Annotated in this window: 22 protein-coding genes and 1 other RNA gene; 18 read left to right on the top strand and 5 right to left on the bottom strand. The window is 29.5% G+C overall.

What is annotated here, in order from left to right; genetic code table 11:
* Positions 1-22 precede the first annotated feature (22 nt).
* From PTZ02_RS08460 to PTZ02_RS08420, 9 genes are all read left to right on the top strand, one after another.
* Positions 23-895, top strand: coding sequence for an AraC family transcriptional regulator (locus tag PTZ02_RS08460; RefSeq protein ID WP_274227352.1), 873 nt, complete (start codon positions 23-25; stop codon positions 893-895).
* A 127-nt stretch (positions 896-1,022) separates the two neighbouring features.
* Positions 1,023-1,559 carry a hypothetical protein gene (locus PTZ02_RS08455; RefSeq protein WP_274227351.1) on the top strand — a complete coding sequence of 179 codons (537 nt, stop codon included), beginning with the start codon at positions 1,023-1,025 and terminating at the stop codon, positions 1,557-1,559.
* Positions 1,560-1,901: 342 nt separating this feature from the next.
* Positions 1,902-2,189, top strand: a complete 288-nt coding sequence (locus tag PTZ02_RS08450; RefSeq protein WP_274227350.1) for a hypothetical protein — start codon at positions 1,902-1,904, stop codon at positions 2,187-2,189.
* Between the two features lie 35 nt (positions 2,190-2,224).
* A complete protein-coding gene (locus PTZ02_RS08445) occupies positions 2,225-2,578 on the top strand; it encodes a DUF3139 domain-containing protein (RefSeq protein WP_274227349.1) in 354 nt (117 codons plus the stop codon).
* Between the two features lie 20 nt (positions 2,579-2,598).
* On the top strand, positions 2,599-3,144 hold the full coding sequence (locus PTZ02_RS08440) for a GNAT family N-acetyltransferase (RefSeq protein ID WP_274227348.1): 546 nt from the start codon (positions 2,599-2,601) through the stop codon (positions 3,142-3,144).
* Between the two features lie 156 nt (positions 3,145-3,300).
* Positions 3,301-3,786 (top strand): permease, encoded by a 486-nt coding sequence (locus PTZ02_RS08435; RefSeq protein WP_274227347.1) that lies wholly within the window; start codon positions 3,301-3,303, stop codon positions 3,784-3,786.
* Entirely contained in the window at positions 3,783-4,313 is a 531-nt protein-coding gene (locus tag PTZ02_RS08430) for a permease (protein ID WP_274227346.1), read from the top strand. Before PTZ02_RS08435 ends, PTZ02_RS08430 begins: the two co-directional genes overlap by 4 nt.
* A gap of 244 nt (positions 4,314-4,557) precedes the next feature.
* Positions 4,558-5,646 (top strand): serine hydrolase domain-containing protein, encoded by a 1,089-nt coding sequence (locus tag PTZ02_RS08425; RefSeq protein WP_274227345.1) that lies wholly within the window; start codon positions 4,558-4,560, stop codon positions 5,644-5,646.
* Between the two features lie 66 nt (positions 5,647-5,712).
* Positions 5,713-6,093, top strand: a complete 381-nt coding sequence (locus PTZ02_RS08420; protein ID WP_274227344.1) for a VOC family protein — start codon at positions 5,713-5,715, stop codon at positions 6,091-6,093.
* Positions 6,094-6,134: 41 nt separating this feature from the next.
* On the opposite strand, the gene PTZ02_RS08415 is transcribed toward PTZ02_RS08420, so the two are convergent.
* On the bottom strand, positions 6,135-6,455 hold the full coding sequence (locus PTZ02_RS08415; protein WP_274227343.1) for a hypothetical protein: 321 nt from the start codon (positions 6,453-6,455) through the stop codon (positions 6,135-6,137).
* 80 nt (positions 6,456-6,535) lie between these two features.
* On the bottom strand, positions 6,536-7,096 hold the full coding sequence (locus tag PTZ02_RS08410) for a DUF1697 domain-containing protein (RefSeq protein ID WP_274227342.1): 561 nt from the start codon (positions 7,094-7,096) through the stop codon (positions 6,536-6,538).
* A 159-nt stretch (positions 7,097-7,255) separates the two neighbouring features.
* Here PTZ02_RS08410 and PTZ02_RS08405 point away from each other — a divergent pair, with 159 nt between their 5' ends.
* The 7 genes from PTZ02_RS08405 to ssrS all read left to right on the top strand — a co-directional run bounded on the left by PTZ02_RS08405 (position 7,256) and on the right by ssrS (position 11,803).
* A complete protein-coding gene (locus PTZ02_RS08405) occupies positions 7,256-7,705 on the top strand; it encodes a hypothetical protein (protein WP_274227341.1) in 450 nt (149 codons plus the stop codon).
* 149 nt (positions 7,706-7,854) lie between these two features.
* Positions 7,855-8,310 carry a hypothetical protein gene (locus PTZ02_RS08400; RefSeq protein WP_274227340.1) on the top strand — a complete coding sequence of 152 codons (456 nt, stop codon included), beginning with the start codon at positions 7,855-7,857 and terminating at the stop codon, positions 8,308-8,310.
* A 2-nt stretch (positions 8,311-8,312) separates the two neighbouring features.
* Positions 8,313-8,768 (top strand): GNAT family N-acetyltransferase, encoded by a 456-nt coding sequence (locus PTZ02_RS08395; RefSeq protein WP_274227339.1) that lies wholly within the window; start codon positions 8,313-8,315, stop codon positions 8,766-8,768.
* Positions 8,769-8,813: 45 nt separating this feature from the next.
* Positions 8,814-9,650, top strand: coding sequence for a DUF6544 family protein (locus tag PTZ02_RS08390; RefSeq protein WP_274227338.1), 837 nt, complete (start codon positions 8,814-8,816; stop codon positions 9,648-9,650).
* Between the two features lie 4 nt (positions 9,651-9,654).
* Positions 9,655-10,155 carry a 2'-5' RNA ligase family protein gene (locus tag PTZ02_RS08385; RefSeq protein WP_274227337.1) on the top strand — a complete coding sequence of 167 codons (501 nt, stop codon included), beginning with the start codon at positions 9,655-9,657 and terminating at the stop codon, positions 10,153-10,155.
* Between the two features lie 26 nt (positions 10,156-10,181).
* Positions 10,182-11,447, top strand: coding sequence for an alkaline phosphatase family protein (locus PTZ02_RS08380; RefSeq protein WP_274227336.1), 1,266 nt, complete (start codon positions 10,182-10,184; stop codon positions 11,445-11,447).
* 143 nt (positions 11,448-11,590) lie between these two features.
* A non-coding RNA gene (gene ssrS, locus PTZ02_RS08375) (6S RNA) lies at positions 11,591-11,803 on the top strand.
* Between the two features lie 62 nt (positions 11,804-11,865).
* On the opposite strand, the gene PTZ02_RS08370 is transcribed toward ssrS, so the two are convergent.
* From PTZ02_RS08370 to PTZ02_RS08360, 3 genes are all read right to left on the bottom strand, one after another.
* The gene (locus tag PTZ02_RS08370) at positions 11,866-12,057 is read right to left on the bottom strand and encodes a hypothetical protein (protein WP_274227335.1); all 192 of its coding nucleotides are present in this window, start codon (positions 12,055-12,057) and stop codon (positions 11,866-11,868) included.
* Between the two features lie 65 nt (positions 12,058-12,122).
* Positions 12,123-12,551 (bottom strand): CBS domain-containing protein, encoded by a 429-nt coding sequence (locus PTZ02_RS08365; protein WP_274227334.1) that lies wholly within the window; start codon positions 12,549-12,551, stop codon positions 12,123-12,125.
* A gap of 48 nt (positions 12,552-12,599) precedes the next feature.
* Positions 12,600-13,547, bottom strand: coding sequence for a LacI family DNA-binding transcriptional regulator (locus PTZ02_RS08360; RefSeq protein WP_274227333.1), 948 nt, complete (start codon positions 13,545-13,547; stop codon positions 12,600-12,602).
* A 149-nt stretch (positions 13,548-13,696) separates the two neighbouring features.
* Between PTZ02_RS08360 and PTZ02_RS08355 the strand changes: the two genes are divergently transcribed.
* Positions 13,697-14,590, top strand: coding sequence for a DUF7916 family protein (locus PTZ02_RS08355; RefSeq protein ID WP_274227332.1), 894 nt, complete (start codon positions 13,697-13,699; stop codon positions 14,588-14,590).
* Between the two features lie 102 nt (positions 14,591-14,692).
* Positions 14,693-15,649, top strand: coding sequence for an NAD(P)-dependent oxidoreductase (locus PTZ02_RS08350; RefSeq protein ID WP_274227331.1), 957 nt, complete (start codon positions 14,693-14,695; stop codon positions 15,647-15,649).
* The last annotated feature ends 76 nt before the right edge of the window (positions 15,650-15,725 follow it).

The raw sequence follows: 15,725 nt of genomic DNA, 5'->3' as shown, positions 1-15,725 counted from the left end.
TTAATGAAAGGAGGTCATACAAATGGATTCACTAGGAAAAATGAATGATGCATTAAACTATATCGAAGAAAACTTAGATGGAGAAATTGATTTAAAGGAAGTAGCTAAAATAGCTTTTTGCTCAGAGTATCATTTTCAAAGAATGTTTTCTTTCCTTGCAGGTATTACTTTATCTGAATATATTCGCAGAAGACGACTTACTCTTGCTGCATTTGAGCTTAGTAATAGTAATTTTAAGGTGATTGATATAGCAATAAAATATGGATATAACTCACCAGATTCATTTACTAGAGCATTTCAGAATTTACACGGAATAACACCTTCAGAAGCAAGGAATAATGGTAAAGCTCTTAAAGCATATCCAAGAATGACCTTCCAACTTACAATTAAGGGAGGAAATGAAATGAAGTATAGAATTGAAGAAAAAGAGGGATTTTCCATAGTAGGAATTATGAAGAGAGTTCCAATAGTATTTAATGGAGTAAATACTGAAATCGCATCTATGTGGCAAAGTTTAACTCCAGAGATCATTAAAGAGCTTAAGGAACTTTCAAATGTAGACCCAAGAGGAATTATTAGTGCCTCAACAAACTTCTCAGAAAATAGAATGGAAGAAAAAGGTGGACTTGATCACTATATTGGCGTAGCTACAAATAAAGAATGTTCTGATAAATTTAAGAAGCTTGAAGTGGCCCCTACAACTTGGGCTGTATTTGAAGCTAAAGGACCATTCCCAGAGACACTACAAAATATATGGGGACGTATATACTCAGAATGGCTGCCAGCTTCAAACTATGAAGTTGTAGAAGGGCCAGAGATACTTTGGAATGAAAGTAAGGACACAACAGCACCAGACTATAGAAGTGAAATTTGGATTCCAGTTATGAAGAAGTAAGAATTAAAACACCGTATATGTTATACGGTGTTTTTACTTTCAATGTCCATAATAACTCATATATGGTATAATTTTCATATATACAATCAAATTTAGAAGTTAGATTTTTATTACAAGGAGCATAATTATGGAGAGTGAGTTATTTTTTCAACTATGTAATGAGAAGTTTTCTTATTTGACTGAGGAATTTGGATTTAGTTATGGAATTAGTGAAGATGATATTACTAGACCTTGCATTATTTTTGAAAAAACAGGTTTTAAATTGAAAATTATAAATCATGTTATTGAAGCACCCAGTTTTCCTATTGTTATATACATTATTGTGAAAGAAAAGAAATTAATTAATAAATTCCTCAAGAAAGAACAAACATATGACTTGGATGATTTACTTATATATAGAAAATGCAATACTCAAGTTTATGAGTATCTTAATTATGAAAATATAGATTCATTTTATGAGCAGATTCCTGCAGAAAAATTAGAGTATTATAAAGATAAATACTCTAGTAATGATGAAATCATAATTGTTATTGAGAAATATGCTAGACTTTTAAGAAATTATGGACAAGATGTTTTGACAGGTAATTATGATATTTTACCTAAGGTTAAAAAGCTTAGAAAAGAATATGATGAGAAATATAATTGTGGCTCATTATTTATATAATATTTATATAATTCAAAGAACTACGCATCAAGTCAAGAAAGGAGTTTAAACTGTGAATATGATCTCAAAAATGAAGAGATTTTTAAATAAGTTATTTTGGATTGATAAATTTGAAGGAAAAAGTAAACTTTTCACCTTCATAGGAAAGTTTTTTATGTATGGTTACATCGTGATAATTTTTTTGTGTTTAATATCATTGATTTTCTCGTTTTTAGTGGCACATGATTTAAGTTTATTAAGTTCTTTACTAATATTAATTGTAATTTATCCAATAATGTATAGATTTGTAGTGGGAGTTCAACGACTTTTATTTAGAATATAAACGGAAGGTAGGTTATATTGGTGAGAAAAAAACTCATTATATTAATCATTAGCATAATAATGGCATTTACAATAATTATGCACTTGAATCCTTATTATGCACTAAGATTACACTTGTTTATAACAGGGTATAGAAAGGCAGCATTAGAATCTCGTATTATTGAAAGTTCTCATGATAGTACTCAAGATAACGTAAAATACTATTATTTTGATAAAAGACCTGTTGATAAAGGCGGGGCCCAACTTGGAGATTTTAAAGTAACTAAAGTTGGACCGTTATATTTTGTTATATATGATGGGATTGGATGATATTAATAAAGATAAAATGTATGGGGGAATACGGTATGAAGAGAATTATTACAATTATAGCTATTATTATAGTTTTAATTGGAGGTACTATTTTCTATTTTCAGAAAAGTTATCAAAATCAGAAGGTACAAAAGATTACTGAAGGTAAAGTTGCTATGGTAAAGTTTTTATCAGAAAAGAATGTTAATGAAGAAGGCTATGATTTATTTGTTGATTATCGACTAGATAGTAAACTGCTTGGATATGGAGGATATGTAATTAAGGTTGTTTATAAAGATGAGCCTAATGTAACCTATGTTTACGATTATGATGTTAACGGTAAGATTGAAGTAAAATCATCAGTTGATACTATTAATTCAGATAATAAAAATTTTAGGCATTTAAACTAATTAAATACTTGGGGGTTCAAATGATTATAAATAAGAAGCAGATAGAAGGTAAAAGACTCACATGGATTCTTAGATGTCCAACAAAAGGGGATTCAGAAGAACTTTCAGCACTCAGAATTAAGATTGATGGAGAAACAGAAAATCTTGATAGAGAAGCCGGTGAAGGATTATTATCATCAGAGGATTTTGAGAAGCTAATTTATGAAGATTCAATATCAGAAAAAAACTTATTTTTAGTAGCAGAAGTAGGAGAAAAGCTAGTTGGTTTTGCACGATTACAAGGAAATGAGCTAAGTAGATATAGACATAAGGCTGAGTTTGGAATTTGCATTTTAAAAGAATATTGGGGTTATGGCATTGGGCACGTGCTTATTGATAATATTTTGGGACAAGCTGATAAAGTGGGAATAAAAAAAGTATGCTTATATGTAGTTGAAACCAACACAAAAGCTATTGACCTTTATAAAAGCTTTGGATTTGTCCAAGAAGGATTATTAATAAATGATAGAATTCATAAGGATGGAAATTATTATAATACTGTTGTTATGGGGAGAATTATAAATTAAGTAAGAGGAAAGAGTTATAATAACTCTAATAATCGGTAAACCAGCATATAAAAGTATAATAGCTCATAATTAAGTTTGCTTATTGGAACTCACATTAATCTTTTTAGATAATATAATAATATTAATATTAATAATAAGTTATGGGAGTAGAGTAATATGAGCAGTCTTTTTCTTTATTCAGCTGCTATTATACTTTTCTTATTGTCTTATAGAAAAGATAAGGCAAAAACTAAAAAAGCACTATTAAATGGGTGGAAATCCCTAGAGAATATGTTACCACAGTTTTTAGGAATAATTATCATTGTTGGGTTAACACTTGCAATACTTAAACCTGAAACAATATCAAGTATATTAGGAAGTAACTCTGGCGTTTTGGGAGTGTTTTTAGCAGCTATATTAGGAAGTATAGCTATGATGCCTACCTTTGTAGCTTTTTCTACAGGAAATATGCTTCTTAATAATGGGGCAGGAATAGCTCAAGTAGCAGCACTTATATCAACACTAACTCTTATAGGAATAATCACTATTCCTTTGGAAGCTAAATATATAGGAAAAAGAGGCACCTTTTATAGAAACTTTATAGCATTTATCTTTTCAATTATAGTAGCATTTTTTGTTGAAAAGGTGGTGCCAATAATATGATAAAAACTCTAGCAAAGAGGTATTCTTTTTTTATTGTAGCTCTTTTGATAACAATAGTAATCACAATTATCAATAAGGATTTGGGGTTGAAATCCTTTGGTATAGCTTTTTCAAGTTTTGAACAGATGATTTTAGTAGTACCTCCAATTATGTTACTTTTAGGATTAATGGATGTTTGGATTCCAAGAGAAACCATGATGAAGTACATGGGGGATAATTCAGGAATAACAGGAATATTTCTTGCTATACTTATAGGTTCATTAGCAGCAGGTCCGATGTATGCAGCATTTCCTTTTACAATAGTATTACTTAAAAAGGGTGTTAAATTTAGCAATATAATAATTTTTATGAATGCTTGGTGTGTAACCAAAGTATCTACCCTTATGTTTGAATTTGCTGCACTTGGCTATAAATTTACAATAGCAAGACTATTAATTGATCTGCCTGGGGTAATATTAATGGGGTATTTAGTTCAGGCGTTAATGCCAAAGGATGAACTAAAGAGGTTATATAAAGGTAGTTCTTAATAAAAACAAAAGATAACTAAGATAAACTACTTAGTAAAGTAATCTTAGTTATTTTTATTAACTAAAATATTTAGGCATGATAAAATATGAGGTAATTATTATAGAAAACCCTAGAGGAGGACAACATGGAATTTTTGAATTGGCGGAGCAATAGCATTAATTGGAGCTATCATAATCATGTATGCACCTAGAGGATAGTTTTATATATAACACTTTAAGATAGTAAGATATAAAGGAGAATATTATGAAAAGAAAAATCTCGATTATAAGTACTTTATTAATTACTTTTACACTATTATTAACTGGTTGTTCAAATAATAAAGCAGACACAATAGAAACAGTTAATAAAGATAAAGATAAGGATGAAACATATTTAAAATTAGAAAATTACATGAAGAAGTATAGTAATTTTAATGGTACAGTTCTTGTGGCTAAAAATGAAAAGATTTTATTTGAAAATGGATATGGTATGGCAAATGCTGAAAATAAGATACAAAACACTCCCAAAACTGTTTTTAGAATAGCTTCAATAACAAAACAATTTACTGCAACAGCAATATTAATGCTTCAGGAAAAAGGTCTCTTAAATGTCCAAGATACAATTGATAAATATATTGAAAATTATCCTAATGGGAATAAGATAAAAATTTATAATCTTCTAAATCATACTTCAGGTATCCCTGAGTACATCAAGTTCATTAGTTCAGATAGCTATACCCCTGAGAAGCTCGTTGAACTTTTTAAGGATAAGAAACTAAATTTTACACCTGGAACTAAGTATGAATATAGCAATTCTAACTATGTATTACTTGGATATATAATTGAGAAAGTATCAGGTATGAGTTATGAAAATTATATGGAAGAGAATATATTTAAACCTTTAAAACTTGAGTCTACTGGAACTTTAAATAATATGGATAGAGCAACTGAAAAGGCAGAAGGGTACGCATATATAAATCATAAATCTAATCAATATCAAAAAGACATAAATATGGATCCATCATTAGCTTATGCTGCTGGAAACTTATATTCAAATGCAGAAGATTTACTTGTATGGAATAATAACTTATGCTCAGGTAAGCTTATAAATGATAATTCTTTAAAGGAAATGTTAACTCCATATCAAAATGGTTATGGCTTTGGCTGGTTTATAATTAATAAAGATAATCAAAAACTTATTGAACATGAAGGGGATATACTTGGATTTACATCACTAATAAGAAGAGATATGAATACAGGATATGTAGTTATTCTTTTAAGTAATAAACGTGGTGAGGGTACAAATTTAAAGGAGATGTGTGACGGATTATTTGCAACAGTAAGCAATAAGTAAGATCTTCTATAAAATATGTAAAATAGGGTATATAATATAATTATAACCACTAAGGAGGAGTAGAGAATGATCAACAAAATAGGAAAGATAACATTATACGTTAATAACCAAGAAGAGGCTAAAAAATTCTGGACAGAAAAAATGAACTTCGTTGTTAAATTTGAGCAAGCTATGGGACCAAATATGAAATGGATAGAGGTTGGACCAAGTGCAGATGAGTTTACAACTTTCGTTTTATATGATAAGAACGCAATGAAGGCTCAAAATCCATCAACTAATGTTGAACATCCTTCAATATTATTAAGTACAACAGATATAGAAGCTACATATAGCGACATGAAAGAAAATGGAGTTGAAGTAGCAGAATTGATGAATATGCCATATGGAAAGATGTTTTCATTTAAGGATCAAGACGGAAATCAATTTATAGTTAGAGAAGATAAATAATAAATTGAAAAAACACCGATAAGTTTTTCGGTGTTTTTTGTTTAGGAAATAAATACATCACCCTTGCCAAATATAATAAGATTATAAGTTGGTTTAATAGGTAATAGATTTTGTTTTCCAGTATTGGGTTCAAGTCGTAAATATTCTAGAATTACTTGATGATCATCGTATACTGTTACATGCATTGTGAACTCTTTAGAAGTGTTTTGAACGGCATAAGTTTTACTAGGCTCGAGGTTTAAAGTCGATGCACTATAAATCCCTTGCTTTAGGGTATTTGTAATGGGTTCAGCAAAAGATGTTATCCCAAAGAAATTGAATGATAGACATAAGAAAATTAAAAAAGTAATTAATTTTTTCACTATAATACCACCTTTCAATTAATATGATGGATTATAAAAAACTTTTTATACACAAATAGAGTTTTTATTGCATGAATTCTTTATGTATTCATTTCTTTTGATAAAGCAACCAATTTGCTTATGGTTTTCCAGTTACGAACAGTTGCAGGTACATCTAGTTTATGTAGATTATTAGCAAGCTTTGAATTTCTAATACTGTTTTTAAATAATAGATATACATCTCTTCCTATAATGCTATATTCATCATTTTCACTTTTATAAGATTTTAATTTTTCAACGTTTTCTTGTAATGGTGAATCAGTTAAGAGTGCTACATAAAGACATTCTGAGTCTGAGTGAGATTCAGCATCTTTTATTTGTTCATCAGAAAAAGGACAATTATTAATTATGTCTTCAAGCTCTGTAGAGGTTCTTAAAACAACTGTTAAGGAAATTTTAAAGGTTTTTTCAATCTCACGTTCTATTTTCTCTTTTATAATTTTTTTATCTTCACTTGATTTAAAAAGAACATTTCCACTTTGAATATATGTTTTTACCTCAAGAAGTCCAATGGATTCAAGTGCTTTTTTTAGCTCAGCCATCTTAATAATATTTTTGCCACCTACGTTAATGCCACGCAGCAGCGCAATAAATGTAGTCATTATTAAAAGCTCTCCTTTGTAAATAATTTGTTTGTTTTATTATACGGTATAGAATTTGTGAATACAATTATATATATATTAAATAATTGATTAGTTGGTATAGGAAGGATGGTACGATATTTATATAAAAGAAGAAATTTATTAAGAAGGTGCATATAAATGGAAGAAAAGCAGAAAGCAGGGGTTTTTAGTTATTATTTATTTTTATTTTTTGTAGCTTTTATTATGGATAGATTTTATCCAAATGTAGCTATGGTAGTATATGGATTTTTAGCTGTTCTATTACTTATTAATATCATTAGTTTAATAAGAAAGAAAAGTAAGAAATCAGATTGGCTATTTGTTTTAATTTTCTTTGTAATTATAGCTAATAGAGCAATAAACTCATGGTTTTATTCACAGGATCACCTAATTGTTGATACAGGTTATAAGGATATATTTGTTGCATTAATATTACTGTTAGCATTTATATTCTATATTTTTTATGGATACAAGGAAATTGATTCAAAAGAAAGTAGATTTAAATTTATAGCATTTTTGATACTAGCTATCATAGGGACAGGCTTATTCTTTGTGAATGATATAGTAGTGCCTATAATACAAGGATAGTAATTTAATAGTATGAGATATTAGACACTATATTTTCTGCAATAGATTTATAGTGTTTTTTATTTGGATTAAATATATATTTAGTGAAAATAATGGTAAAAAGGTGATACAATATTCATAATACATTTAATTGCGAAAGAGGTATTCAAGTGAACTATTACTTTGGATTTTCATTCTATGGACTAATAATCTTTTTATTACCTATGATACCTAACTTATTTTACTTTATTAGACCTGTTCCTTATACCTTAGGGAATAATGAAAATAAACATGTAATGTTAGATATTATTGAAAATATATGTAGAGTATTATTCTTTTCAATGCTTATATTAGTTGTAAGTAGGCAAGCAATTGAAGTTCATAGTACTTATATTATTTTGATAGCAATAATGCTACTTTTATACGATGTGTTTTGGGGATTCTTCTTTATAGGAAAGGTTAATTTAATTATTATTTTAGGACTGGCTATTTTTCCAGTAGCTTATTTTATATTAGCTGAGATTTGGCTTTATAACTATTTTGCAATTATCCCAACGGGACTATTTGGTATAGTTCATGTACTTATTAGCTATAGAGATTATGAGTTTAATAAAAAGGAGCATTAGTTATGATATCTATAGAGTATTTAGCTGATTATAGGGAGCATGTTGATACAGTATCAAACTGGCTTTGCACAGAATTTGGTGAAGAAAATAATTACGAATTTTTTCATAGTATTATTGAACGCAGCTTAATCAAAAATAAATTGCCTATAACTTTTATAGCATTTGATGACAACGAATTAGTTGGAACAATTGGGCTTTGGAGAAGCGATTTAGTAAGTAGACAAGATCTCTATCCATGGCTATCAGCTTTATATGTTAGAGAAGATTATAGAGGAAAGAATATTGGAAAAGAGTTACAACATTTCTTAATTGAATATTGTAAAAAGGCAAGTTTCAGCGAAATCTATTTATATACAGATCTTCACAATTATTATGAGAAAACTGGTTGGGAGTATCTTGAAGATGGAGTTGAATTCTCTGGTGGATATATGAAGATATATAAGAAAATAATAATATGAAATAATAATATGAATTAATAATAAAGATTAAAGGGGGAAGAGGATATGTATTGGATTTTGGGTATCATTATACTAATAATTCTATGTTTATTGGCTTGGTTTAATATTTCTTATTCACCAGTTAAAGCTGAGTTTAAGAAGTATATTCATGAAGAATTAAAAAATTCTAAAACTTTAAATGAGAATTTTACAGAAGAGGATATTAGAAATTTACCATTACCTGTACAAAAATATTTTCGTTATTGCGGATATATTGGCAAGCCAAAAATGGCAAACGTGAAGATATACTTTAAGGATGTAGATTTTGTACAAGCTTCAAGAAAGCTTAAAATAGAATATACTTTATGTAGTTTTGCGCACAAGCCAACGAGGTTTGCACTAATAAATACAAGTCTCATGGGAATCCCTTTTGAAGGTCTTGACTCATATAAAGATGGCGTTGGGGGAATGAAGGGACAAATAGCCAAGCTTATAACACTATTTAATGAAAGAGGAAAAGCTATGGATAAAGCTTGTCTTGCAACATATTTATCAGAAGGTCTAATAATACCTAGTGTTGCGTTACAGGATTTTGTTACGTGGGAAAGCATAGATGAAAATCACGCTAAAGCTACAATTACTTATTATGGAATAAAAGCTAGTGGAGTTTTCACCTTTGATGATAATGGATGCATGATACGTTTTACTACAGAAGATAGAGAATATAATGATGGTAAAGGTAATTCAAGAATCGAAAAATGGTCAGCTATTTGTGGTGAATATAAAGAGGTAAATGGGATAAAATATCCTTCAGTTCTACAAGGTGTTTGGAATTTTGAAAAAAGCGATCTTGTATACTTTGATGGTAAGAATATGAAGATTGAATACGATGTTAGGAAGTAGTAAAATGAGTGAAAAGTTTTTATGTTTAGTAGCAACATTTGATGAAGAAACAGAAATATATATGAAAGGAATTGAAAGAACCATAAATGAAACAGGTATAATAGGAAAACAGACTCCTAATCTACCTCATCATATTACTATGGCTTACTATGATACAAATCGTGAGGAAGAAATTAAAAAGTTACTTGAAGATGTATGTTTAGAAACAAAAAGTTTTGATTTATCTTTTAATCATATTGGATTATTTGATTTGGCAGTAATCTTTTTCGCACCAGATGTTAATCATGAATTACTAAGTTTACATGAAGAGTTTGATAAGGAATGCATTAATAATGACAAGGGATGGACTCCTCATGCAACAATTTTAATAGATAATGAGGAAAATATTCAAAAGGCAATTCCAATAGTAGCTAATAATTTTACGCAAATAAACGCAAGAGTGGAGAAAGTAAGTTTATATGAATTTTTCCCAACGAGGTTTATAGCTGAATATAATCTGCAGTAATTTATAAGAAAGTTTGAGGTGTTTATATGAGAAATATGAAGTCCTTTGAAGAAGTTAGTAAAAGCACATATAAGAAATTTACAGTTCCTTTATATGAAAGCTATTGTTTCTCTAATATTTTTGGAACCGTAAAGGATTTGTTTGGCATTGAAGCAGATAAGAAGCTACCAATTGATACTTTAGAAGGGCTTGAGACATCACCAAATAAAGTGGTATTTTTCTTAATAGATGCCTTTGGATGGAGCTTTTATGATAGATATAAAAGTCAGTCAAAGTTTTTAGGTAAGGTTGAAGAGAAGGGAGTCGTATCAAAGCTAACCTCTCAATTTCCTTCAACTACAACTGTACATGTAACAACAGCTTTAACTGGAGAAGCTATAAATGAACATGGACTTTATGAATGGTTTTATTATGAGCCAGTGGTAGAAGACGTAATAGTTCCATTTTTATTTAAAGAAGCTAGAAAAGACGGAATGCAAACCTTACAAGATAGAAATATAGATCCATCTAGCTTTTTGCCTAAAGAGAGTTTATTTAAGAATTTAAAAGAACATGGAGTAAAGACTACGGTTTATCAGCCAGAGAGAATAAATCAAGGAGCATTTACAGAGACAATGTGTAAACATGCTGAATTAAAGGGTTATGAGAATTATAAAGAGCTATTTGAAGGGTTGTCAAAGGATTTAGTAAAAGATAATGAAAAAGAATATTTCTATGTTTATATCCCTGAATTAGATACTGTAGCTCATAAAGAAGGAGACTCATCTAAAGAATTTCAGGCAGCTGTAAAAAAGCTATTTAAACATTTAGATTCTTTTTATGATAATGGAAAAAGTAAATTTGCTAACACAATGATAATGATAAGTGCAGACCATGGGCAAATAGAAAGTGATTTAAGTAAGAAGTACTATATAAATGAAATGATACCTGATATTGATAAATACTTAGTTAAAAATAGAAATGGGGATATAATGTCACCAACTGGCTACGCTAGAGACCTAATCCTTCATGTAAAAGAGGAACATTTAAATTTCTTAAAAGAACATTTGATTAAGGAACTAAAAGACTTAGCTGAAGTTTATACCTTTGATGAACTAGCTCAGATAGGCTTTTTTCACAATCCATCAAAAAGGTTAAAAGAAAGATGCGGTAACCTTATCATATTGCCAAGAGGTAATACTAACATCTGGTGGTATGAGAAAGATGTTTTCGAAATTATTTTTAAAGGGGTACACGGTGGAGCAAACAAAAAGGAAATGGAGATACCATTATTAGCTTATTTATTTCATTAATTTTTGGATTAAATTTCTAATTGACTATTGTATAGTTACCCTATATAATTACTTATACAGACACCAATTGAACATTCTTAATAGGTCTTGGAGTCATAAAAAATAGTATATAAAGACTGAGAGTAAGTTCAGTCTTACATAATAAATTTCTGAAATATTTGAAAAGCTCCTATTTTGAATCTACATTACAACAAAGGGAGTCTCATAAAATTAAGATTATATTAGGCCTATGGTGAGTCCCATATGATTTCTTTATTGAAAACATAACGGCAGTAGGAAAATAGAAGCTTATTTGCGGACACCCACCTATCAAGAGATAGGTCTCAAAATTGGAGAAACGGTATTTTGGACGCAATATGCAATTAGTGAACTACCTTATTTGGTAGTTCTTTTTTGTTTTATAGATGTTTTTGATAGCTTATTTCCTTAAATCTTCTTTTATTCTTTGCTCAGCGTAGCTTTCCTCATTTTTCATATTACTTAAACCCATATTAACTGGACCAAAGGCTAATAGTGTGTTTATTGGCTTAGAAGCTTCTTCTTTTTGCTCAAGATTTCTTTTTAAATAAATTCCTTCTTCAATTTCTATATCTTTCTCCTTATCTATCATTGTTACACCTCCATATAATTAGGAAACCAGTATAAAAATACTGGTTTTTATATTTATATATTTAATTAGATGTGATTAGTTGCTGGTTGAGAAATATTTTTAAGAGCTTCTTCAGCATTATCTTGAAGAGTAGGTTCTACAGAAATATCTCCAAGAGCAACTATACCAACAAGATTGTTGTTTTGAATAATTGGAAGTCTTCTTATTTGTTGTTCGCTCATTATCTTAGCTGCATCATGAACATCCATATCAGGGGTTCCTGTTACAGGTGTTGAAGTCATGACATCTTTAATTTTTTGAATACTTGTATCTTGGCCTGTTGCTACTGATCTTAGGGTTATATCTCTGTCTGTAACAACTCCAACTAAGTTTTGTTCTTGGCAAACAGGAATTGATCCAATATCGAATTGTTTCATCATTTGAGCAGCTCTTTCAACTGAATCTTCTTGATTTAAACTTACTAAATCTTTTGACATTATATCTTTTACTTGCATAACATTCACCTCCAAATATATATTTCCCAAGGTGAATGCTTTTTATTATTATAAATCTCCTCTTTTTATAAAAGAACTTTTTATAATTTCATTTCTAAATTCTCCAGATATACACATGGAAACTGCTTTCTTACCTAAAGTAGTTATATGAAAATCAATAGTAGATATATCTAAAAGCTTACTTATAGCTTGATTATCTTGGCCTATAATAAGTGGGACTTTGATGTTATTTTCTTTAAAAAATTTATAAATTCCAGCTGCAACTTCATCACTATTTGCAAATATGCAATCTATATTGTTTTTTAAACTATAAAAATATTGTCCAGCCTTATAGCCGTCCTCAAAATTTTTGCAATTGTTATATATTAACTTTGATGATAAGTTTTTTGAATTCCTTTGAAATATATTAAAAACTTTTTGCGAAGCTAAGCTAGAATCATAAGTTCTACTAAAGGTAAGGGCAAAGTTCTTATAATTTTTCTTTTTAAGCTCTGCTAATATAGGTTCATAGGCTTCAAATCTATTTATGTAAACAGAAGGAAGACTGCAGTCCCCTACATCTTCACAGCAAATAATTGGGCCATATTTTTTATAGTCTTCTATTAATTTAAAAGAATTTGCAGCAGATAGTATTATAAGACCATCAAATTCTTTTGAGGAAAACATTTTAAGATATTCAAGCTCTATTTCCTTATCATAGTTTGTAGGCAAAAAGGTAACTTTATAACCATCTCTAAAACCTTCCTCCATAATCCCACTTATTATCGCATCATAATAACTATTAGAACTACTATAAGGCACTATTATTCCAAGGTTAAAGCTTTTCCCAATACTAAGACTTACTGCCTTACTATTTGGAATATAATCATATTTTGATACTATTTCTAAGATTTTATCTCGAGTTTCTTTAGAAATTCTTGGTTGATTGTTTATTGCACGAGATACTGTAGAAACAGAGTAGCCTGATAGTTTCGCAATATCATAAATAGTTATCATGAACCTCACTCCTTGAACCATTAATATTAAAATAATTTTACTCCAAAAAGTTATTTAAAAAAAGTATTGACGCAGAACCCGTTTCGCAAATTATACTTAGGTTAAGTTAAATAAAGTACTTGAAATAATGTAATTAATAGGAGGAGAAAATGAAAAGATTATTAAGTTGTTTTGCAAGTGATTTTAAGAAAATGAGTAGAGACGAACTTAAACAAGCAATTTTAGCAAGTGAAGGAAGAACTGTTCTAGGGGAAACAGTGGTGACTGCAGCACCATTACTAGAAGGACTTACAAATGCTGAGGTAATGGCATCCTTTGGTGCCGATTTAATATTGCTTAATGAATATGATGTTTATGAAAAAAAGGTTCAAGGGTTAAATGAATGCCATAAAACCATTGATAGGTTAAAAGAAATGGTTGGAAGGCCAATAGGAATTAACTTAGAGCCTGTTGATGAAAATGCAACATTTATAGAAGATAAGCTAAATATTTCAAATGGAAGAAAGGCAACTAAAGAGACATTTATTGAGGCAAATAATCAAGGAATAGATTTTATTTGTTTAACAGGAAACCCAGCTACAGGAGTTTCAAATAGTGCTATTTTGAACTCAATTAATGTTGCTAAGAAATATTATAAGGGATTAATATTTGCAGGTAAGATGCATGGAGCAGGAATAAATGAAAAATTTCTTGATGTTGACATTATAGAAAGCTTTATAGATAAGGGTGCTGATGGAATATTAGTTCCAGCAGTAGGAACAGTTCCAGGAGTTCAGGAACAAGAACTTTATAATTTAGTTAAAAGAGTAAAAGCAAAAGGAGCTCTAAGTATAAGTGCAATAGGAACTAGTCAAGAAAGTGCAGATGTGGATACCATAAGACAATTTGCTTTGAGTAATAAAAGAGTAGGAATTGATATTCATCATATAGGAGATGGTGGATACGGAAGAATGGCAGACCCAGAAAATATAATGGCTCTATCTATAGTTGTTAGGGGGAAAAGACATACCTATTTTAGAATGTCACAATCATTAATGAGATAATTCCATAAATTTTATTGTGATATAATAAAGGCATATTACCCGGAAAATATTTAAGTCGGAAATATATATAAATTGCGGAATGGGATTAATAAGGAGGACAAAATGAGTAACATTGTATTTCTTAATTCAAGCAGAGTAAATTTTGATGACGCACTTGATTTTTCATCACTAGATAACTTAGGTAAAGTTACAAAGTATGAAGAAAGTGAGGGATTTGAAATCCTAGACAGAGTAAAGAACCAAGACATTGTAATTACAAAGGAACTTACAATAGGAAGAGAGTTAATAGAAAAGTTCCCTTCAAGTGTTAAATTAATATGTGAAGCTGGTACGGGATACAATAACATTGACATAGAGGCTGCAAAGGAGAGGAATATAGCAGTTTGTAATGTACCAGGTTATAGTAGCGAGGCTGTGGCTCAATTAGTGATTACATTTATATTAAGCTTAAGTTCATCTTTATCTGAGCAGCAAAGAATGATCGAAAATAATAACTATAGTAATTTCACCAAATACCTAGGGGTTCCTCATTTTGAAATTCAAAATAAAACACTAGGGGTTATAGGAGCAGGTTCTATAGGACAGCAAGTGATGAAAGTAGCTAAAGCCTTAGGCATGAATATACTTGTATATAATAGAAGTCATAAAGATTTAGGTGACTCAAGTATTAAGTTTGTAAGTTTTGAGGAACTACTTAAGAAGAGTGATTTTGTAACTATACATTGTCCACTTACTAAGGATACAAAGTATCTTATTGATAAGAGTAAATTAGAACTTATGAAGCCTTCAAGCTATATAATAAATACTGCAAGAGGAGCAATTATAAAGGAAGTAGATTTAATTGAGGCCTTAGAAAACAAAATAATTGCAGGAGCTGCTCTCGATGTTCAAGAGAGTGAACCACCAGAATTGAATAATCCACTTTTCAATAGGAAGAACGTTATTTTAACTCCTCATATTGGTTGGAAGTGCATTGAATCAAGACAAAGACTTCTAGATATTTTAGCTGAAAATATCGAAGCCTTTATAAAGGAAGAGTCTATAAATAGAATTTGTTAGTTAGAAGAATTAAGTAAATTACTAAAATATAAAGAAATTGTAGAATAACAAACATGTTTTAATGTTTGTTATTCTA

Origin of the sequence: Clostridium sp. 'White wine YQ', assembly GCF_028728205.1 — a bacterium.
Lineage (GTDB): Bacteria > Bacillota > Clostridia > Clostridiales > Clostridiaceae > Clostridium_T.
The sequence above is the reverse complement of the archived record's forward strand: the minus strand, read 5'-3'. Positions and strand labels throughout refer to the sequence as shown.